Here is a 19144-nt window from a genome sequence, read left to right as displayed (position 1 = left end):
TGCTCGTCAGAGTGGAACGGTTTCTGTTCGGTTAAGGTGGGTACCGAACAGGTCCTTGCAATCAACCCATCCAAGGAACTGGGAGTAAAGTAATGAAGAAGTCTCTTCTTTCCGCTGTCGCGCTGACCGCCATGGTCGCCTTCGGCGGTTCGGCCTGGGCCGATGTCGTGATCGCTGTCGGCGCACCGCTGACCGGCCCGAACGCTGCTTTTGGCGCTCAGATCCAGAAGGGTGCCGAACAGGCTGCGAAAGACATCAATGCCGCCGGTGGCATCAATGGCGAGCAGATCAAGATCGTGCTGGGCGACGACGTATCCGACCCGAAGCAGGGTATTTCGGTTGCCAATAAATTCGTTGCCGACGGCGTGAAATTCGTCATCGGTCACTTCAACTCCGGCGTTTCCATTCCGGCTTCCGAAGTTTATGCCGAAAACGGCATTCTCGAAGTGACGCCGGCTGCAACCAACCCGGTCTTTACCGAGCGTGGCCTGTGGAACACCTTCCGCACCTGCGGTCGTGACGACCAGCAGGGTGGCATTGCCGGCAAATATCTGGCCGACCACTTCAAGGACGCCAAGATCGCCGTCATTCACGACAAGACCCCCTATGGTCAGGGCCTTGCCGATGAAACCAAGAAGGCAGCCAATGCCGCCGGCCTGACGGAAGTCATGTATGAAGGCGTCAATGTCGGCGACAAGGACTTCTCGGCGCTGATTTCGAAGATGAAGGAAGCTGGCGTTTCGGTCATCTATTGGGGCGGCCTGCACACCGAAGCCGGTCTGATCATCCGTCAGGCGGCCGATCAGGGCCTGAAGGCAAAGCTGATCTCGGGTGACGGCATCGTCTCGAACGAACTGGCTTCCATCGCCGGCGACGCCGTCGAAGGCACGCTCAACACCTTCGGCCCCGATCCGACGCTGCGCCCGGAAAACAAGGAGCTGGTCGAGAAGTTCAAGGCCGCCGGCTTCAACCCGGAAGCCTACACGCTCTACTCCTATGCAGCCCTGCAGTCGATCGCAGGCGCGGCAAAGGCCGCCGGCTCCGTGGAGCCGGAAAAGGTTGCCGAAGCCCTGAAGTCCGGTACTTTCCCGACTGCCCTGGGTGACATCTCCTTCGACGAGAAGGGCGACCCGAAGCTTCCCGGCTACGTCATGTACGAGTGGAAGAAGGGCGCGGACGGCAAGTTCACCTACGTCCAGCAGGGCAGCTAAGCCTTTCTGCGATACACGATCGAAGCCCGGCAGCGATGCCGGGCTTTTTTGTTTGACGACACCTTACCCACCCGGCCTGCCACACTGGAGACAACAAGGCGCGAAACAAACATCTCGCAAAACTGCGATGAGGGGCAGCAATGACGATGAAGCGGGCCTTGTTTCTGTTCCTTGGTCTGGCTGCCCTAGCGGCCGTGCTCTTCAGCCTGCATCTCTTCAGCAAATCGCGGACGGTGCAATCATTCGGAACAATCATCGCGCGGGTCGAAACAGCAAAGCCCTTGGTGGCGCTGACATTTGATGACGGACCTTCGGCCCGCTTCACGCAAGATGTTCTGGCGATCCTCCGGGAACGCGGAGTGAAGGCGACTTTTTTCCTGACGGGCAGGGAAACCGAAGAAAACCTGCCGCAGGCGCGCATGATCGTCGACGAGGGACACCAGGTCGGCAACCACAGCTTTACGCATTCCAACATGACGCTGATGGGGACGGCGCGGATAGATGAGGAAATCGAGCGCACCGATACGGCCATTCGGGCTGCGGGTTATGAAGGCGAGATCATGTTCCGCCCGCCCTATGGCAAGAAGCTGCTGACTTTGCCCTGGTATCTTTCCCGGCATGAGCGGAAAACCATCATGTGGGATGTCGAGCCGGAATCGTTTCCTGAAGTCGCCGGGGATACTGCTGCTTTTGCGAAACATGTGATCGAGCAAACGCAAAATGGCTCGATCATCATCATGCATGTCATGTATCGAAGCCGCGAAATATCCCGGCAGGCCTTGCCCCTGATCATCGACGGTCTGCGCCAACGCGGGTTTGAGTTCGTTACCGTTTCGCAATTGCTGGACAGTCGCTGAGGCCAGTGCTGTTGCGTGCAGGTGCCGTTCAGCTGATCCGCGTCAGGATAAAATCTGCACGTTCTGCGATGCCCGATTTCGGGAGCACGACGATATCGTAGCCAAGCGCGTCATAGTCGCGGAGCAGACGCTCGTATTCCTCGACCGCCGCATCGAAATCGTGCCGGCGCTCATCATCGCCCCGGTAGATTTCCGGCCAGGGCGGGGTGAGGAAAACCAGCCTGTTGTAGCGGTGCGCATGGCTCAGTGTATCGATGAAGGCATCGCCGCTGACATGGCGCAGCGCGGAGGCCGCGTCAATCAGGCCACGGTCGAAGAAGACCAGGCCATCCGGCGGCGCCTTTTGCCGGTCTTCGAGTGCCATGGCGATGGCGCGGCGGGCGAAGGCTTCAATGTCGACCCACGGCAGGGCGGTGCCGTTGTTGCGGGTTTCTTCGATGACGATACGGCGGCCGGGTTCCTCGACGGTGGCAAAACCGCGCCGGAATAGCTCGGCAAGCAGGGTGGATTTGCCACCGCCGGAGCAGCCGGAAAGGATGATGAAACGGTTCATGGGTGTTTGTTCCTGTGTTGGGTTCAGCGGATCGGACGATGATTTTGGGTGGTGGTTTGCCGCGAGTTTCTTCTCCCCGAGGGGGAGAAGGTGGCCCGAAGGGTCGATGAGGGGGCAGCGTTGCCGGAATTCGGAGGGCTTGCCTCCTCATCCCGCTGCCGCGGACTTCTCCCCGGCGGGGAGAAGAAACAAGCGGCCGCCGCTCGTCCGGAATTGGCTGCTCTGCGGGATGTCAGAAGCAGCCTAACGCATCACGCGAGGAAATTCACCCCTGATGCAGAACATGCGCCGCCTTGACGGCCGCCGACGCGCGGTTTTCGACGCCGAGCTTCACATAGATCTGTTCCAGATGTTTGTTCACCGTTCTCGCGGAAAGGCCGAGAATATCGCCGATATCGCGGTTGGATTTGCCCTTGGCGATCCACAGCAGCACTTCCGATTCCCGCGCGGTGAGGGAGAAATGCTCGCGCAGCAGATGGTCGTCGGATTTCTCGCTGGCGGCGGTGAGGCGGAAGAGGAATTCATCCGGCCCCATGGCGCCGAGGAAAGACAGCTGCAGGGCAGGCCGCCCGGCCTCGGTGATCGTCAGCGGCATGTCGCGACCGGTTTCCGTTGCCGCCCGTTCTGCGAGCCAGCGGCCGATATGGGCGACGACGGTTTCCATGCCGTCGTCACGGCCGGTGGCGGCATTGACGAGCCGGGTCGCCTGCGGTGTGGACCAGTGAATGGCGCCGCTGGCGCGCACGGCAAGCAGATGGCGGCCGGCGGCATCGAGCGCCACGCGGGCGCTCTGGGCCGAGCGGGCATTGGAAAGATGCACGCGGATGCGGGCGCGCAACTCGTCAATATTGATCGGCTTGGTCAGATAATCGACACCGCCGGATTCGAGCGCCCTCACCACATGTTCGGTCTCGGTCAGCCCGGTCATGAAGATGACAGGCACCTGCGCCACTGCCGCATTGGCCTTCAGGCGTCGGCAGGTCTCGAAACCGTCCATGGTGGGCATGACGGCGTCGAGCAGGATGATATCCGGCGTGATGCGTTCGGCAATGTTGAGCGCGGCCTGTCCCGAGGTAGCGATCAGCGCCGAAAAGCCGGACTGTTCCAGCGCATCGGTGAGGAAGCCGAGCGCTTCCGGGCTGTCATCCACCAGCAGGACGATGTCTCTTGGAGCCGCTGTTGCCTGAGCGCTCATGCGTTGCCATCTCCCGTGTCGTTATCCGCAAACCGTTTGAGAAAATGCGCGTAACCGGCCAGATCGAAGGCCTGCACATAGGTGCCAAGCTCCTGCGTGAAGGGCAGGTTTTCCGTGTTGCGGGCGAGATCGGCGAGTTTCGCCTCGATGCCGCGTATGTAGCCGATTTCGCCGAGCTGCTGCAAATCCCTGATATGGATAGCGCCCGGATGGATGATCCGTGCAACCGGCTGCGGAGCGGGTTCCGGGGGCAGGTCCGTATCGTAAATCCATTTCAGGCCGAGATGCACGGCAAGCCTGTCGCAAAGGTGGCGGATATCGACCGGCTTGGCGATGGCGTCATTGTGGTTGTCTTCGCCGGCACCCGCCACGGTGCCATCGCCGATATTGGCCGACAACATGATAAGCGGGGCGGTCTGGCCGGCCTCGCGCAGCTTCGTCACAAGCTGCCAGCCGCTCATGCCGGGCATGGAAATATCGATGAGGAAAAGATCAGGCTTTACGCCTTCGATGAGCGTCAGGCATTCCGGCCCGCTCTGGGCCGTCAGCACCACAAAATCCAGCGGTGAGAGCACCTGCCGCATCAGTTCGCGATGATCCTCATTATCATCAACCACAACGATGGTGCGGCGCGGGCCGGAATAGGAGCGGATGGTCTTTTCCGGCGCAGGCGCCGTGCTTGGTCGGTGCACGGCTGACAGCATCAATCGAACGCGGAAGGTGGAGCCTTCATCCTTTTCACTGGAAACGGAAATCTCGCCGCCGAGTGTATTGGTCAGGAGCCGTGTGATGGTGAGGCCAAGGCCGAGCCCCGGCATTGGCCGCACGCTCTCTGCTTCGCCGCGCTGGAAGGGCTCGTAGATGCGGGCGAGGTCCTTCTGTGCGATGCCACGGCCGGTATCGGAGACGGTGAAACTAGCCACCTGGCTGCGATAACCGACATCAAAGGTGACGGCGCCCTCATCGGTGAATTTGATGGCGTTGGAGATGAGGTTGACGAGGATCTGGCGCAACCGCTTTTCATCGGTGCGGACATATTGCGGCAGGGCCCGCGACCGGTCATGGCGGAATTCCAGCCCCTTGGCTTGCGCCTGCGGGCGGAACATGTCGACGATCTGGTCAAGGAAATCCTGGATATTGATCTCGTTGGAATAGACCTGCAGGCGGCCGGCCTCGATCTTGGAAATATCGAGAAGCCCGTCGATCAGGCCCGACAGGTGATCGGCCGAGCGGCGGATGACCTTGATCGCCGATTGCCGGGGAGGGGGAATGGTGTCGTCGCGTTCAAGAATCTGGGCATAGCCCAAGACGGCGTTGAGCGGCGTGCGCAATTCGTGGCTGAGGCCGACGACATAACGGCTCTTGGCGCGGTTGGCGGCCTCAGCGGTTTCCTTGGCGTCCTGAAGGGCGGCGTCGGTCTTCTTGTGGGCGGCGATTTCCTTGAGCAGCAATGTGTTCTGACGCGAAGATTCCTCTTCCGCCACCACCCGGCTGTCATGGGCAAGCACGAGAAACCAGCAGACGATGCCGGCAATGACGGCGAAGACAAAAAACACGATGAGGATGGTGCGGTTCACTACATCGGCCGTTGCCGGCGAGGCGGTGCCGACCTGATGGGCGATCAGAGCGAGAATGCCGCCGATGGCGGTGACGGCAATCGCCGCCGCCATACCGTAACGTCCGAGCCGGGTGGCGAGCTTTGCCACCAATTGTGCGGGCAGGAAGGATTTCGCGACGGTCGCGACCTGATAATTCAGTTTGGCCTTCGGCTTGCACATGTCGTGGCAGCGGCTGTCCAGCGAGCAGCAGAGCGAACAGATCGGCGCGGCATAGGCGGGACACCAGGCCATATCCTCCGGCTCGAACGGGTGTTCGCAGATGGAGCAGGTGATGCTGCTTTCTTCCCGCCATTTCTGGCGCGGCTTGCGGGCGAGATAAAATTTGCCCTTCGTGCCCCATGCGATCAGCGGCGAGGCGATGAAAGCGACGATGAGCGTCAGATAGGGCGCGAGCGATGCCGCGAGCGGGCCGAAGGCGCCGAAATGCGCCATGAGCGCAATGGTGGCCGAAAGCGTCATGGAGCCGACGCCGACGGGATTGATATCGTAAAGATGGGCGCGCTTGAATTCGATGCCGGGCGGGGCAAGGCCAAGCGGCTTGTTGATGAAGAGATCGGCGGAAATGGTGCAGAGCCACGCCATGGCGATGATGGAGAAGATGCCGAGCGTTTCTTCCAGCAGCCGGTAGATGCCGAGTTCCATCAGAAGCAGCGCGATCGCCACGTTGAAGACCAGCCAGACGACGCGGCCGGGGTGGCTGTGGGTAAGTCGCGAGAAGAAGTTCGACCAGGCGAGCGAACCCGCATAGGCATTCATCACATTGATCTTCAACTGCGAGACGACCACGAAGGCGACCATGAGCAGCATGGCCGCTGTCTCGTTGGGGATCATGTAACCGAAGGCGGTGAGATACATCTGCGCCGGATCGGCGGCGCGATCCACCGAGACGCCGGAGCTGAAGGTCAAGACCACGAGGAACGAGCCGGCGAGCAGCTTCGGTACGCCGACGACCACCCAGCCGGCGCCGGCCAGAAAGACGGCGATGCGGTGGCGCAGGCGGCTCTGGCCTTCGGCCGGCAGGAAGCGCAGGAAATCCACCTGTTCGCCGATCTGCGACATCAGCGCCAGGATGACGGCAGAGGCCGCGCCGAATTCCACCAGATTGAAATCCGCCACCGTCCCTGATGGCCCCGAGGCGTGGTGAATACCGGCAAAGGCCCGCCAGAGATCGTATTTTTCCCAGTCCATCAGGGCGATGAAAACGAAGGGCAGGATGTTGAGGACGATCCAGAAGGGCTGGGTGATGATCTGGAAGCGGCTGATGAGGCGCACGCCATGGGTGACGAGCGGAATGACCATGACGGCCGAGATGATGTAGCCGATCCACAAGGGTATGCCGAGCGCCAGTTCCAGCGCGCCGGACATGATCGACGCCTCGATGGCGAAGAGCATGAAGGTGAAGGCGGCGTAGATGAGCGAGGTGATGGTGGAGCCGATATAACCGAAGCTCGCGCCGCGCGTCAGAAGATCGATATCGACGCCGTGGCGGATGGCGTAACGGCTGATCGGCAGGCCGACGGCGAGCATGGCGACGGCGGCGGCGAGGATGGCGTAGAAGGCGTTGGTGGTGCCGTAGGAGAGCGTGATCGCCCCGCCGATGGCTTCCAGCGCCAGAAAGGAAATCGCGCCGATGGCGGTGTGGGAAATGCGGTTGGAGGAAAATTGCCGGGCGCTTTTGGCGGTGAAGCGCAGCGCATAATCTTCCAGCGTCTGGTTGGCGACCCAGCGGTTATATTCGCGCCTGACGGGGATGATGCGTTGCCGTGCGGCCATGCCTATCGAGCGCCTTTCGTGAACGGGCTTCTCACAGCCGCACCGACATGCCGCCATCCACCGTCAGCACATGGCCGTTGACGAAGGAGGCCGCGTCGCTGGCCAGAAACAGCGCCGCACCGGCAATCTCATCCGGCCGGCCCCAGCGCTCCAGCGGCACGCGCAGCTTGGCGAAAGCCACCATCTCAGGATTTTCGGCGAGGGCGGCATTGGTTTCTGTCGCGAACATGCCGGGTGCGATGGCGTTGCTGGTGATGCCGCGCGCGCCATATTCCACGGCAATCGCCCGCATCAGCCCGGTCAGCCCCTGTTTGGCGACGGGATAGATGGCATCTCCCGGCCGGACGATATGGCCGAGAATGGAGGTGATGGTGATGATGCGGCCGTAACCATTGGTGTTCATGGCCTCTGCCGCATCGCGCGACAGCGAGATGGATGAGGTGAGATCGGTGCGGATCAGCTCCAGCACGTCCTCATCGCTGAATTCGGCAAGCGGGCGGCGGTCACGCGCACCGACATTGTTGACGAGGATATCGAGATGGCCGAACTCGGCCATGATGCGGCGGACAAGCGCGCTGCCGGCGGTCGTATCGGCGATATCGAAGGCGGCGTAATCGGCCTTGCCGCCGGCCTTGCGCAGCGTGTCGACCGCCTGTTGCAGCGTTTCGGCATTGCGGCCGGTCAGCCACACATGGGCGCCCGCTTCGGCAAAGGCGCTGGCAATTTCAAAACCGAGGCCGCGGCCGCTGCCAGTGATGATGGCCGTGCGGTTTTCGAGAGAGAATTTCTGGAGAATGCCCATCGCTCACCTTCTTGCTTCAGAGCATCGGACCGAAAAGTGTGTCGCGGTTTTCGGAAAATCCGATGCGGTTGGTCAAAGCCACGCAACTTCTTCGAGTTTGCGCATAAGAAGAATATGTCGCGCGGGGCAGGGGGCGAAAGGTCGCCTGTCCGACCCGTCCGTTCGGTGGACAGAAAAATGGCGTCGCCCGGTTCGGGGCGACGCCATTTTTTGCTTATCAGGCAGCAGCCGACTTTGCGAGCGGCACTTCTGCGATCGTCTTCAGAACGACGGAAGCGATCTGGTAGGGGCAGCCTTGCGAGTTCGGGCGACGGTCTTCGAGGTAACCACGGTAACCGTTGTTGACGAAGGAATGCGGAACGCGGATCGAGGCGCCACGGTCTGCCACGCCATAGGAGAACTTGTTCCACGGAGCGGTTTCGTGCTTGCCGGTCAGGCGCAGATGGTTGTCCGGACCGTAAACGTCGATGTGCTCCTGCCAGTTCTTCGCGAAAGCAGCCATGAGGGCTTCGAAATAGTCCTTGCCGCCAACTTCACGCATGAACTTGGTGGAGAAGTTGCAGTGCATGCCCGAGCCGTTCCAGTCGGTATCGCCGAGCGGCTTGCAATGGAATTCGACGTCGATGCCGTACTGTTCGCACAGACGCAGCAGCAGGTAACGGGCGATCCAGATCTGGTCGGCGGCGCGCTTGGAGCCCTTGCCGAAAATCTGGAATTCCCACTGGCCCTTGGCCACTTCGGCGTTGATGCCTTCGTGGTTGATGCCGGCTTCGAGGCAGAGATCGAGGTGCTCTTCAACGATTTCACGAGCAACCGAACCGACGTTCTTGAAGCCGACGCCGGTGTAATACGGGCCCTGCGGAGCCGGGTAACCCTGTTCCGGGAAGCCGAGCGGGCGGCCGTCCTGGTAGAAGAAATATTCCTGTTCGAAACCGAACCATGCATCCTCGTCCTCGACGATGGTGGCGCGGCTGTTCGAGGCATGCGGGGTGACGCCATCGGGCATCATGACTTCGCACATGACGAGTGCACCGTTGGTGCGGGCCGGGTCGGGGTAGATCGCGACGGGCTTCAGCACACAATCCGACGAATGGCCTTCAGCCTGCTGGGTGGAGGAGCCATCAAAACCCCAAAGCGGCAGCTGCTCGAGTGTCGGGAATTCGTCGAATTCCTTGACCTGTGTCTTACCGCGCAGGTTGGCGACCGGCTTGTATCCATCCAGCCAGATGTACTCGAGTTTGAACTTAGTCATTACGAACCTCTCATAGGTAAAAATGCGAAGCCTTGAGGCTTCCGTGGCTTTCGCCGCCGGAAGCGCATTCGCGTTCAAGGGCTGACCCCTTAGATGCATGCCGCGTGCCAGATTGGCGATGTTTCGCAAATTCTTCGAAAAATCTTTCAGAGGATCTGGAACGCAAAGGCTGCGATATTGCGCGAAGCCGGCCCTGCTGCACTGCGGAAGGCAAATTTAACCCTCATGTTTCATCATTGAATCCTGATAGATAGCCGGCGTCTGGGCATGAAATGCCCTGTTGCGGTGCAATGATTTCAATTGCGCGCGACGGATCGGCATTTGCCCCAAAAACCGGCGCTCTCGGAATGGTTTTTCTTGCTGATTGGCCGATTAGTGCCTATATTTTTCGCAACGTGATTTTTTTTTAATCAAACGGAGCGAATCCGGTCTTTGCGGGTTTGCTTCATAACCAAAGTGCTTCGATGCAAACAGAGTGAGATGGTCGAAATGGCAACTGGCTTTCATCGCGAGACGGCAACGATCTATCAATTCCCGGTCGGCGGGCGCGCGGGGCTTTCCAAGTTCCACAATAGCGCGCTGAGCGAGCTTGAGCGTCAGGCACGCGAGCCGCATGTGGATTTCGGCTCCTGGTATCATGATGACGCGATCCGCGACGAAGAGCGGGACGGCAAGCCGCATTCCTGATGTGTCGCACCTCTGATGTGAAACGGTGCCGCGCATTTCTTCTCCCCGAGGAGGAGAAGGTGGCCCGAAGGGTCGGGTGAGGGGGCTAGCTCTCCGTATATCTCGACCGTTACCCCCTCATCCCGCTGCCGCGGACTTCTCCCCGGCGGGGAGAAGAAACAAGTTGAAGCCGTCCACTCTCCTTGGTCATCTTCACTTGTGTGTGTCCACCAAAACCTCCCCCCTGCGCCTTTCGCCACCCCGCCTACGTCAATTGACGTATACGGTTTCGCATCCGCGAGATCGATAGTCCCTCCCAGCAGCGGCCGCTGATGCCGCTGAGCCTCCACAGGAGGCCAACAAGGAGAGGGGTTCTTCCGATGACATTCCGCAAGACGCTTAGTGCCGCGCTGCTTGGCGCGATCCTGTCCACCACCGCCTTCCATGGCGCCTTTGCCGCCGACGACACCATCAAGGTCGGCGTGCTGCATTCGCTGTCCGGCACCATGGCGATTTCAGAGACAACGCTGAAGGACGCCATGCTGATGCTCATCGACGAGCAGAACAAGAAGGGCGGCGTGCTCGGCAAGAAGCTTGAAGCCGTGGTGGTCGATCCGGCTTCCGACTGGCCGCTGTTCGCCGAAAAGGCCCGCCAGCTGATTTCGCAGGACAAGGTCGCCGCCGTCTTCGGCTGCTGGACGTCTTCGTCACGCAAATCCGTGCTGCCGGTGTTCGAGGAACTGAACTCGATCCTGTTCTACCCCGTTCAGTACGAGGGTGAGGAATCCTCGCGCAACATCTTCTATACGGGTGCTGCACCGAACCAGCAGGCCATTCCGGCCGTTGATTATCTCGCTAATACCGAAGGCGTCGAGCGCTGGGTTCTGGCCGGTACGGACTATGTCTATCCGCAGACCACCAACAAGATCCTGAAGGCCTACCTGATGTCGAAGGGCGTCAAGGAAGAGGACATCATGATCAACTACACGCCGTTCGGTCATTCCGACTGGCAGACGATCGTGTCCGACATCAAGAAATTCGGCTCGGCCGGCAAGAAGACCGCCGTGGTTTCCACCATCAATGGTGACGCCAACGTGCCTTTCTACAAGGAACTGGCAAACCAGGGCGTCAAGGCCGAGGATATTCCGGTCGTCGCCTTCTCGGTCGGTGAAGAAGAGCTGGCCGGTCTCGATACCGCCCCGCTGGTCGGCCACCTTGCCGCGTGGAACTACTTCCAGTCCGTCGATACCGAGGTCAATGCCGAATTCATCAAGACCTGGCATGCCTTTACCAAGAACGACAAGCGTGTGACCAATGACCCGATGGAAGCCGCCTATATCGGCTTCAACGCCTGGGTAAAGGCCGTCGAATCCGCCGGCACGACGGAGACGGACAAGGTTCTCGACTCGATCATCGGTGTTTCCGTGCCGAACCTTTCGGGCGGTTACTCCACTGTCATGCCGAACCACCACATCACCAAGCCGGTGCTGATCGGCGAAATCCAGGCCGATGGCCAGTTTGAGATCGTGCAGCAGACGCCGCAGGTGGTGGGGGATGAATGGTCGGACTACCTGCCGGATTCGAAGGATCTGATTTCGGATTGGCGCAAGCCGATGTCTTGCGGGAACTTTAATGTGGCCAGTGGGAAGTGCGGCGGTAAGGGTAGCTGATTAGCCCCGGGGATGGTGCCGCTCCCTCTTCGTTGGGGGCGGTGCTTCAATAGTTGAAAACTGAACAAGCGTGCCCCCCTCTGCCCTGCCGGGCATCTCCCCCACAGGTGGGGAGATCGACTCGTGGCGAGGCCCCGCATTTCTCGTTTGTCGAGATAGAGCGATGCGGTGCGTCCTGCCGATCTCCCTCCTTGTGGGGGAGATGCCCGGCAGGGCAGAGGGGGGTGAAGCCGCATACTCAAGCCACGCCACACAAACGCCCCGTCGCAAACCGCCCAAGGACCCCGACATGACGATCCGATCTTTTCTCGGAGCCATCTTCCTCTGGCTCATCCTGGGGATCGCAGCCCACTCTTTCGCGCAAAACGATCCGAAGGCGCTGATCGACGCCCTCGGCACGGCTGACTTCAAGCAGGCCGAAACGCTGATCGGCCAGATTGCCGCCACCGGCGACGCGCGTGTCGTGCCGGCGCTCGAGGCTTTCGCGGCGGGCGATCTTTATGTGCGTAAATCCGACAATCTCGTCTTCATGACGAAGGCCGCAGGCTCCAGCTTCACGCTCATCGACCCACTGACCGGTGAAAGCGCCGGTGAAGCGCCGAAGGCGGCTGTTGCCAAGATCAGGGTCAATAACAATCTGCGCCGCGTCATCCGCGCCGCGATGGGCGGCCTGACGCTGCTCAGCCCGGAACGCTCCGCGCGGCTTTCCGCCGCCGATGCGGTTCTGAAAGCCCCGAGTGCCGAAAATCTCGAATTGCTGGAAGCGGCCATCGCCAAGGAGACCGATACTGAAGTGCGGACCCGGATGGAGGAAGCGCGGGCTGTCTCGCTGCTCTCCTCCGCCCGTCCGCTCGACCAGAAGAAAGACGCGATTGCCACCATCAAGAGCCTTGGCGGGCGGGATGCCATCGGCATTCTGATGGCGGCGTCCGCGTCCGTCGATCCGAGCCTGAAACCCGATATAGACGAGGCGATTTCCAGCATTGAAAGTGCGCTTGCCTTCTGGGATTACGTCCAGAATGTCTGGTACGGCCTGTCGCTCGGTTCCGTGCTGCTGCTGGCCGCCATTGGCCTTGCCATCACCTTCGGCGTGATGGGCATCATCAACATGGCGCATGGCGAGATGGTGATGATCGGTGCTTATTCCACCTTCATGGTGCAGGAGTTGATCCGCAGCCATTTCCCCGGCCTGTTTGACTGGTCACTGGCGATTGCGTTGCCTGCCGCCTTTCTGGTTACGGCCTGCGTCGGCCTCGTTATGGAACGTGGCGTCATCCGCTATCTCTATGGACGACCGCTGGAAACGCTTCTGGCCACCTGGGGCATCTCGCTGATCCTGCAACAGGGCGTGCGCTCCATCTTCGGCCCCACCAACCGGGAAGTCGGCAGCCCGAGCTGGATGTCCGGCTCCTTCAGCGTCGGTTATCTCAATTTCACCTGGAACCGGGTGTGGATCGTCTGTTTCTCGCTCTCCGTGTTCTTTGCGCTGCTGGTTCTCCTGAAGCGCTCGGCCTTTGGGTTGCAGATGCGCGCCGTCACCCAGAACCGCCGCATGGCATCGTCCATGGGCATCCGCACCCCGTGGGTGGATGCCTTCACCTTTGCGCTTGGTTCGGGTGTTGCCGGGCTCGCGGGCGTCGCGCTATCGCAGATCGACAATGTCTCTCCCAATCTCGGCCAGAGCTACATCATCGACAGTTTCATGGTCGTGGTGTTCGGCGGCGTCGGCAATCTCTGGGGAACGCTGGTAGGCGCCCTGTCGCTGGGTGTGCTCAACAAGTTCCTTGAGCCGACGGTAGGCGCTGTGCTTGGCAAGATCCTCGTGCTCGTCCTCATCATCCTGTTCATCCAGAAGCGACCGCGCGGTCTCTTCGCACTCAAGGGAAGGGCGATCGAAGCATGATTACCGGCTTCCTCCTGCGCGCGCTCGATCGCCGCATTTCCATCGCCATCGGCATCATTCTCGCCATTGCCGTGCTGGTGCCCGCCTCCAACCTGTTGCTGCCAGCCGACAGCGCGTTCCGCATCCCGACCTATATCATGTCGATGCTCGGCAAATATCTGGCCTATGCGCTGCTGGCGCTGGCGCTTGATCTCGTCTGGGGTTATTGCGGCATTCTCTCGCTTGGCCACGTCGCCTTCTTTGCGCTCGGCGGTTATGCCATGGGCATGTATCTGATGCGGCAGATCGGCACGCGTGGGGTTTATGGCCATCCGGTGCTGCCTGATTTCATGGTGTTCCTCAACTGGAAGGAACTGCCGTGGTTCTGGCACGGCTTCGACATGTTCTGGTTTGCGGCGCTGATGGTGCTCGTCGTGCCGGGGCTGCTCGCCTTCGTCTTCGGTTGGTTCGCCTTCCGCTCGCGCGTCAATGGCGTTTATCTCTCGATTATTACCCAGGCCATGACCTATGCGCTGCTGCTTGCCTTCTTCCGCAACGACATGGGTTTCGGCGGCAATAATGGTCTCACCGATTTCAAGGATATTCTCGGCTATTCCGTGCAGGCCGACGGCACGCGCGCCGTGCTGTTTGCCATGACGGCGGTGATGCTGGCGATCTCGCTTCTGGTTGCGTCCGGCATCGTCAATTCCAAGTTCGGCAAGGTGCTGGTGGGCGTGCGGGATGCGGAAAGCCGGGTGCGGTTCCTCGGTTTTAGGGTTGAAAACATCAAGCTCTTCACCTTCGTCGTCTCGGCCATGATGGCGGGCATTGCTGGTGCACTGTTCGTGCCGCAGGTGGGTATCATCAATCCCGGCGAGTTTTCTCCCGCCAACTCCATCGAAGTGGTGGTGTGGACGGCAGTGGGCGGGCGCGGCACGCTGATCGGGCCGATCATCGGCGCGGTGCTGGTCAATGGCGGCAAGAGCTATTTCACCGGTGCGTTCCCGGAATTCTGGCTGTTTGCGCTGGGTGGTCTCTTCATCGCGGTAACGCTGTTCTTCCCCAAGGGCATCGTCGGCACCGTGCAGCATTATCTGGCCGGACGGCGCGAGAAGCGTGTGGCGGGCGCGGCGCGTGAAGCTGGCAACGACAGCGCGGTTGCGCAACAGGCGGCGGAGTAAGCCCATGAACACGGTTTCCGAAAACAGAGCGAAAAGCCTGCTTTACCTCGATGGCGTTTCCGTTTCCTTCGATGGGTTCAGGGCGCTGAATTCCCTCTCCTTCGTGGTGGAGCCGGGCGAACTTCGCGCCATCATCGGCCCCAATGGTGCGGGCAAGACGACGATGATGGACATCATCACCGGCAAGACGCGGCCGGATACCGGCACGGTGCTGTTCGAAGACAGCATTGACCTTACCAAAAAGGACGAGGCGGATATTGCCCAGCTCGGCATCGGCCGAAAATTCCAGAAGCCGACGGTGTTTGAAAGCCACACCGTCTGGGACAATCTGGAACTGGCGCTGAACCGCAAGCGCGGCGTGTTCGCCACGCTGTTCTACCGGCTGACGCAAGAGGACAAGGCCCGCATCGAGGAAATCCTCGCCACCGTGCGTCTCGGCCATCGCCGCGGCGATCTCGCCGCCAATCTCTCGCACGGGCAGAAACAGTGGCTGGAGATCGGCATGCTGCTCGCGCAGGAACCGAAGCTGCTGCTGGTGGACGAGCCGGTGGCCGGCATGACGGATGCGGAAACGGCCGAAACTGCGGTGCTATTGAAAGAAATCGCCAAGACTCGTTCGGTTGTGGTGGTGGAACACGACATGGGTTTCATCCGCGAGCTGGGCGTGAAGGTGACGTGTCTTGCCGAAGGCTCGGTGCTGGCGGAAGGGTCGATCGATTTTGTGTCCAGCGATCCGAAGGTGATCGAGAATTATCTGGGGCGGTGATGGAGGCGGGTGTCACAAGGACATTTGGGCGTTTGCCGCTGTGGATCCTCGGGTCAAGCCCGAGGATGACGGCAGGGGGTATGTTGTCAACAGTGCCCCATTCTCCGCCGTCATCCTCGGGCTTGACCCGAGGATCCACCCCCAAGCACTCAGCCAAACTCCTCATAAAGATCACGCCATTCCGGATTAAAATCTTCAATCAGCTTGATTTTCCAGTCGCGATACCAGCGCTTCAACGATTTCTCCCGCTGGATGGCGGTTCCGATGCTCATATGCTCCTCATACCAGACGAGGCGCGTACATCCATAACGACTGGTAAAACCTTCCGTCAGACCCTCGCGGTGTTCGTAGATTCGCTGCTCGAGGTTGGACGTGACGCCGATGTAGAGCGTTCCGTGTCTGCCGCTCGTGACGATGTAAACGAAGCCGGTCATGGTGGGCTCCCGGAGGTGGATCCTCGGGTCAGGCCCGAGGATGACGGGTGGGGTGTGGTTACGTCTGGAGCTTATACCTGCAATGTTGCACGAACATTCTTTCACCCTGACGTCCCACAGCCAGGGCGAAATCTCGATGTGGTGGCGTCGTTTTCCGTCCCGCGCCTAGCTACGTCATCCTCGGGCTTGACCCGAGGATCCACAATCCGTTCCCCGATGAAGCTACAGGTGGCACCATGCTGACAGTCGAAAACATCAACCTCCACTACGGCGCCGCCCAAGCGCTCCGCGGCGTTTCGCTTAATGCGGAGATGGGCAAGATTACCTGCGTTCTCGGCCGCAACGGTGTAGGCAAAAGCTCGCTTTTGCGCGCCGTCACCGGCCAGCAGGCCACCAGTGCCGGGACGATCAGTTTCGGCGGCGCGGTGCTGGATGGGCTGGCGCCTTACCAGCGGGCGAAGCGCGGTGTCGGTTATGTGCCGCAGGGGCGTGAAATCTTTCCGCTGCTCAGCGTTCAGGAAAATCTGGAAAGCGGTTATGCGCCGCTGCCGCGCAGGGAACGGTTCATCCCGGACGATATTTTCAGCCTGTTTCCGGTGCTGCAATCCATGCTGTCGCGGCGTGGCGGCGATCTCTCCGGCGGCCAGCAGCAGCAGCTCGCCATCGGCCGGGCTTTGGTGACGCGGCCGAAAATCCTCGTTCTCGATGAGCCGACCGAGGGCATCCAACCGTCGATCATCAAGGATATCGGCCGGGCGATCAAATATCTGCGCGATTCCACCGGCATGGCGATCCTGCTGGTCGAGCAATATCTGGATTTCTGCCGCGAGCTAGCCGATTACGTCTACATCATGGATCGCGGCGAAATCGTGCATGAGGGGCTGGCCGAAACGCTGGATACGCCGGAAGCGCGGCGTCATCTGACAGTATAAATCAAAACTAAAAAAGCCGCACGCCGATCACGGCGTGCAAACGGCCGATTAATATTTTGAAAGCCTATGCGCCTGAGCATAGCTTTTATGCGCAATTTTAGCATTTCGTTGAATAAAAGCCTGTGATATTGGCAGCGCAAATGCTGCATGCGAGACACAGGAAAAGTCTATTCGCACGCCGCGACAGTTGATCCCTTACATTCCATGCACCTCCGACGTATCGTCGGAGACATAGTGCCAATAAAGGCGTGTCAATGATTCCAGACTTTGCAATTGGCCGGGCTGCCCGGTTTTTCCGCTCCGCCCGCACCGTCATTCTGGGCATTGCGATATGCGCAAGCGCTGGTGCCGCAGCGTCGGCATCGACCTGCGGCCAGCTTCCCGGACCCGGCATGGAGCCTGGTCGGCATGATTTCTCCATTCTCTCTAACGGACAGAAACGCGACGGCGTCTATTTTGTTCCCTCCGCCTATGACGGAAAAAAACCGGTGCCGGTGGTATTCGATTTCCATGGCTCCAACAGCAATCCGCACGGTCAGCTGAACCGCAGCGGCTGGGACAAGCTGGCCGAGCGTGATGGTCTGATGGTCGTGGCGCTGGCCGGCAGTCTGAACGGCGAATTGCCCGGCACCCATGCCTGGAACGTGCCGGGCGTTACCACGCGTCCCGGCGGGCTGGATGAGGTGGGTTTCATTCGCAATGCGATTGACATGGTCAAGGGCAAATTCTGCGTGGATGAAGAGCGCTTTTACGGTTCCGGTTATTCCGGCGGCGGGCGCATGCTGTCGCAATTCATCTGCAATGGCAGCGCGGATTTCACTGCCGCCGGCTTTGTCGCCTCGCTGCGCGCGGGTTATCCGCTGGAGACCGAAGGCAAATGGGGACCGGATGCGGCAAGCTGCCAGCCGGCACGGCCGATGTCGATCATCGCCTTTGCCGGGTTGAAGGACCCTGCCAATCCCTATCAGGGCGGCGGCAAATCTTACTGGCAATATGGCGGCGAGACGGCGCTGAAGCGCTGGGCCGAGATGGATGGCTGCAAGGGCGCTGCCAAAAGCAAGGTGGGCGAGAGCTTCACCGTTAACTCCTACGATGTCTGCAAGGCTGGTGCGCGCATCCAGTCCTATGTCATCGAAAACTGGGACCACGCCTGGCCGCGCGCCACCATGAAGGCGGAAGTGCTGGCCGCGAGCGCCGTCGTTACCCGCAAACCCGGCGGCGAGCAGACGCCCAAGGCGGAACCCGCCGTGGAGCGCAAGATGCCCACAGGCGAAGTGACACGCACGGTTGATGCGGCCGAAAGAATGTGGGACTTCTTCCGCAACACGGAAGGGCAGCTGGTGGTGGACGCCGTCGTCAAGAAGGATTGTGGCGCAAAGGCCGCGTCCGCTTCCGCAAGTACATCGGAGACCGCGTGCAGCAGCAACAGCAAGCCATCGGCCCTTCCGGTTGTGAAGACGCTCAACAACCTGTCCGGCAGCAGCGCGCCCGTGGCAGAGGACGCATTGTAACCAAGGCGGTTGAAGGGCGCAGCCGGCTGGACGAACTGTTTCAGGAAGGCTGCGCCAAAATCCGACTGCCGGATACGTTTTCAAACGAAGCCGAGGCCATTCTCATCAACTCCTCCGGCGGGCTGACCGGCGGAGACGAAATAGAATGGCAGGCCACCGCCGGTGCCGGCACCTCGCTGGTGGTGACAACGCAGGCCTGCGAGAAGGTCTATAAGGCATCATCAGGCACAGCCACCGTCACCGCCCGCGTTTCGGCCGGGCCGGGTGCCCGGTTACACTGGCTGCCGCAGGAAACCATCCTCTTCGACCGCGCTTCCCTGACCCGAAGGCTCGAAGCCGATCTCGACCAGTCTTCCGAATTCATCGCCGTCGAAGCCGTGTTACTTGGCCGCCAGGCCATGGGCGAGATGATGACGCATGGCCTTTTTCGTGACCGCTGGCGCATTCGCCATGGCGGCAAGCTGGTGCATGCCGAAGAGCTTCTGCTTGAGGGCGAGGTGGCGGAGCTGACCGCGAAGACGGCGGTTCTGGCCGGTCAGGTGGCCTTCGCCACGCTGCTTTACATCGGGCCTCTCTCCGAGGCGCTTGTGCCTAAAATCCGGGCGATTGCCGGCGAAAGCGGCGGTGCCAGCGAATGGCAGGGCAAGCTTGTCGTACGTGTCTCCGCGGCGGACGGTTTCTCCCTCAGAAAATTGCTTTTTCCAATCATTTCGCTCTTGCGAAACGGCGCGCCAGTGCCGAAAGTCTGGAATCTGTAACCTCCGGATCGCCCGCGACAGGCGACCTTCCGGGGTCTGTCAAACAAGTCGGACCTGTTCCCCGAAACCCTCAGTGGTTTGT

At 60.5% G+C, this 19144-nt stretch carries 16 protein-coding genes; 10 read left to right on the top strand and 6 right to left on the bottom strand.

Annotated features, from left to right (window positions below):
* Positions 1-92 precede the first annotated feature (92 nt).
* Positions 93-1211, top strand: coding sequence for a branched-chain amino acid ABC transporter substrate-binding protein (locus tag QSV77_RS10270; RefSeq protein WP_142840523.1), 1119 nt, complete (start codon positions 93-95; stop codon positions 1209-1211).
* A gap of 140 nt (positions 1212-1351) precedes the next feature.
* Positions 1352-2068 carry a polysaccharide deacetylase family protein gene (locus tag QSV77_RS10265; RefSeq protein ID WP_302733370.1) on the top strand — a complete coding sequence of 239 codons (717 nt, stop codon included), beginning with the start codon at positions 1352-1354 and terminating at the stop codon, positions 2066-2068.
* 28 nt (positions 2069-2096) lie between these two features.
* Here the strand turns inward: QSV77_RS10265 and QSV77_RS10260 are convergent, their stop codons facing one another.
* From QSV77_RS10260 to QSV77_RS10240, 5 genes are all read right to left on the bottom strand, one after another.
* Complete coding sequence (locus tag QSV77_RS10260) at positions 2097-2621, bottom strand: AAA family ATPase (protein ID WP_302733369.1); 525 nt, start codon at positions 2619-2621, stop codon at positions 2097-2099.
* 265 nt (positions 2622-2886) lie between these two features.
* Positions 2887-3816, bottom strand: coding sequence for a response regulator (locus QSV77_RS10255; protein WP_302733367.1), 930 nt, complete (start codon positions 3814-3816; stop codon positions 2887-2889).
* Entirely contained in the window at positions 3813-7208 is a 3396-nt protein-coding gene (locus QSV77_RS10250) for an ATP-binding protein (protein WP_302733366.1), read from the bottom strand. The genes QSV77_RS10255 and QSV77_RS10250 overlap by 4 nt, the downstream gene beginning before the upstream one ends.
* Before the next feature lie 31 nt (positions 7209-7239).
* On the bottom strand, positions 7240-8010 hold the full coding sequence (locus QSV77_RS10245) for an SDR family oxidoreductase (protein WP_302733365.1): 771 nt from the start codon (positions 8008-8010) through the stop codon (positions 7240-7242).
* Positions 8011-8227: 217 nt separating this feature from the next.
* Complete coding sequence (locus QSV77_RS10240) at positions 8228-9262, bottom strand: glutamine synthetase beta-grasp domain-containing protein (RefSeq protein ID WP_142840517.1); 1035 nt, start codon at positions 9260-9262, stop codon at positions 8228-8230.
* A 480-nt stretch (positions 9263-9742) separates the two neighbouring features.
* On the opposite strand from QSV77_RS10240, the gene QSV77_RS10235 reads away from it, so the two are divergent.
* From QSV77_RS10235 to urtD, 5 genes are all read left to right on the top strand, one after another.
* Positions 9743-9949, top strand: a complete 207-nt coding sequence (locus QSV77_RS10235; RefSeq protein ID WP_161991263.1) for a DUF2735 domain-containing protein — start codon at positions 9743-9745, stop codon at positions 9947-9949.
* Between the two features lie 359 nt (positions 9950-10308).
* Positions 10309-11598 carry an urea ABC transporter substrate-binding protein gene (urtA, locus tag QSV77_RS10230; protein WP_302733364.1) on the top strand — a complete coding sequence of 430 codons (1290 nt, stop codon included), beginning with the start codon at positions 10309-10311 and terminating at the stop codon, positions 11596-11598.
* 289 nt (positions 11599-11887) lie between these two features.
* The gene (urtB, locus tag QSV77_RS10220) at positions 11888-13501 is read left to right on the top strand and encodes an urea ABC transporter permease subunit UrtB (RefSeq protein WP_302733363.1); all 1614 of its coding nucleotides are present in this window, start codon (positions 11888-11890) and stop codon (positions 13499-13501) included.
* The gene (urtC, locus tag QSV77_RS10215; RefSeq protein WP_302733362.1) at positions 13498-14661 is read left to right on the top strand and encodes an urea ABC transporter permease subunit UrtC; all 1164 of its coding nucleotides are present in this window, start codon (positions 13498-13500) and stop codon (positions 14659-14661) included. Before urtB ends, urtC begins: the two co-directional genes overlap by 4 nt.
* A gap of 4 nt (positions 14662-14665) precedes the next feature.
* On the top strand, positions 14666-15427 hold the full coding sequence (urtD, locus tag QSV77_RS10210; RefSeq protein WP_302733360.1) for an urea ABC transporter ATP-binding protein UrtD: 762 nt from the start codon (positions 14666-14668) through the stop codon (positions 15425-15427).
* 149 nt (positions 15428-15576) lie between these two features.
* Here urtD and QSV77_RS10205 read toward each other — a convergent pair whose 3' ends face one another.
* On the bottom strand, positions 15577-15861 hold the full coding sequence (locus QSV77_RS10205) for a GIY-YIG nuclease family protein (protein ID WP_110756268.1): 285 nt from the start codon (positions 15859-15861) through the stop codon (positions 15577-15579).
* A gap of 236 nt (positions 15862-16097) precedes the next feature.
* Between QSV77_RS10205 and urtE the strand changes: the two genes are divergently transcribed.
* From urtE to QSV77_RS10190, 3 genes are all read left to right on the top strand, one after another.
* The gene (urtE, locus tag QSV77_RS10200) at positions 16098-16793 is read left to right on the top strand and encodes an urea ABC transporter ATP-binding subunit UrtE (protein WP_302733358.1); all 696 of its coding nucleotides are present in this window, start codon (positions 16098-16100) and stop codon (positions 16791-16793) included.
* 254 nt (positions 16794-17047) lie between these two features.
* Complete coding sequence (locus QSV77_RS10195; RefSeq protein WP_302733357.1) at positions 17048-18304, top strand: PHB depolymerase family esterase; 1257 nt, start codon at positions 17048-17050, stop codon at positions 18302-18304.
* Complete coding sequence (locus QSV77_RS10190; protein ID WP_302733355.1) at positions 18208-19062, top strand: urease accessory protein UreD; 855 nt, start codon at positions 18208-18210, stop codon at positions 19060-19062. The genes QSV77_RS10195 and QSV77_RS10190 overlap by 97 nt, the downstream gene beginning before the upstream one ends.
* The last annotated feature ends 82 nt before the right edge of the window (positions 19063-19144 follow it).

This window comes from Agrobacterium sp. V1 (assembly GCF_030518355.1).
Classification (GTDB): domain Bacteria; phylum Pseudomonadota; class Alphaproteobacteria; order Rhizobiales; family Rhizobiaceae; genus Agrobacterium; species Agrobacterium cucumeris.
This window is presented reverse-complemented; position numbering and strand designations above follow the sequence as displayed.

Coding starts and splice junctions, on each gene's coding strand:
- QSV77_RS10270 (WP_142840523.1), top strand. CDS start 93: ATGAAGAAGTCTCTTCTTTCCGCTGTCGCGCTGACCGCCATGGTCGCC.
- QSV77_RS10265 (WP_302733370.1), top strand. CDS start 1,352: ATGACGATGAAGCGGGCCTTGTTTCTGTTCCTTGGTCTGGCTGCCCTA.
- QSV77_RS10260 (WP_302733369.1), bottom strand. CDS start 2,621: ATGAACCGTTTCATCATCCTTTCCGGCTGCTCCGGCGGTGGCAAATCC.
- QSV77_RS10255 (WP_302733367.1), bottom strand. CDS start 3,816: ATGAGCGCTCAGGCAACAGCGGCTCCAAGAGACATCGTCCTGCTGGTG.
- QSV77_RS10250 (WP_302733366.1), bottom strand. CDS start 7,208: ATGGCCGCACGGCAACGCATCATCCCCGTCAGGCGCGAATATAACCGC.
- QSV77_RS10245 (WP_302733365.1), bottom strand. CDS start 8,010: ATGGGCATTCTCCAGAAATTCTCTCTCGAAAACCGCACGGCCATCATC.
- QSV77_RS10240 (WP_142840517.1), bottom strand. CDS start 9,262: ATGACTAAGTTCAAACTCGAGTACATCTGGCTGGATGGATACAAGCCG.
- QSV77_RS10235 (WP_161991263.1), top strand. CDS start 9,743: ATGGTCGAAATGGCAACTGGCTTTCATCGCGAGACGGCAACGATCTAT.
- urtA (WP_302733364.1), top strand. CDS start 10,309: ATGACATTCCGCAAGACGCTTAGTGCCGCGCTGCTTGGCGCGATCCTG.
- urtB (WP_302733363.1), top strand. CDS start 11,888: ATGACGATCCGATCTTTTCTCGGAGCCATCTTCCTCTGGCTCATCCTG.
- urtC (WP_302733362.1), top strand. CDS start 13,498: ATGATTACCGGCTTCCTCCTGCGCGCGCTCGATCGCCGCATTTCCATC.
- urtD (WP_302733360.1), top strand. CDS start 14,666: ATGAACACGGTTTCCGAAAACAGAGCGAAAAGCCTGCTTTACCTCGAT.
- QSV77_RS10205 (WP_110756268.1), bottom strand. CDS start 15,861: ATGACCGGCTTCGTTTACATCGTCACGAGCGGCAGACACGGAACGCTC.
- urtE (WP_302733358.1), top strand. CDS start 16,098: ATGCTGACAGTCGAAAACATCAACCTCCACTACGGCGCCGCCCAAGCG.
- QSV77_RS10195 (WP_302733357.1), top strand. CDS start 17,048: ATGATTCCAGACTTTGCAATTGGCCGGGCTGCCCGGTTTTTCCGCTCC.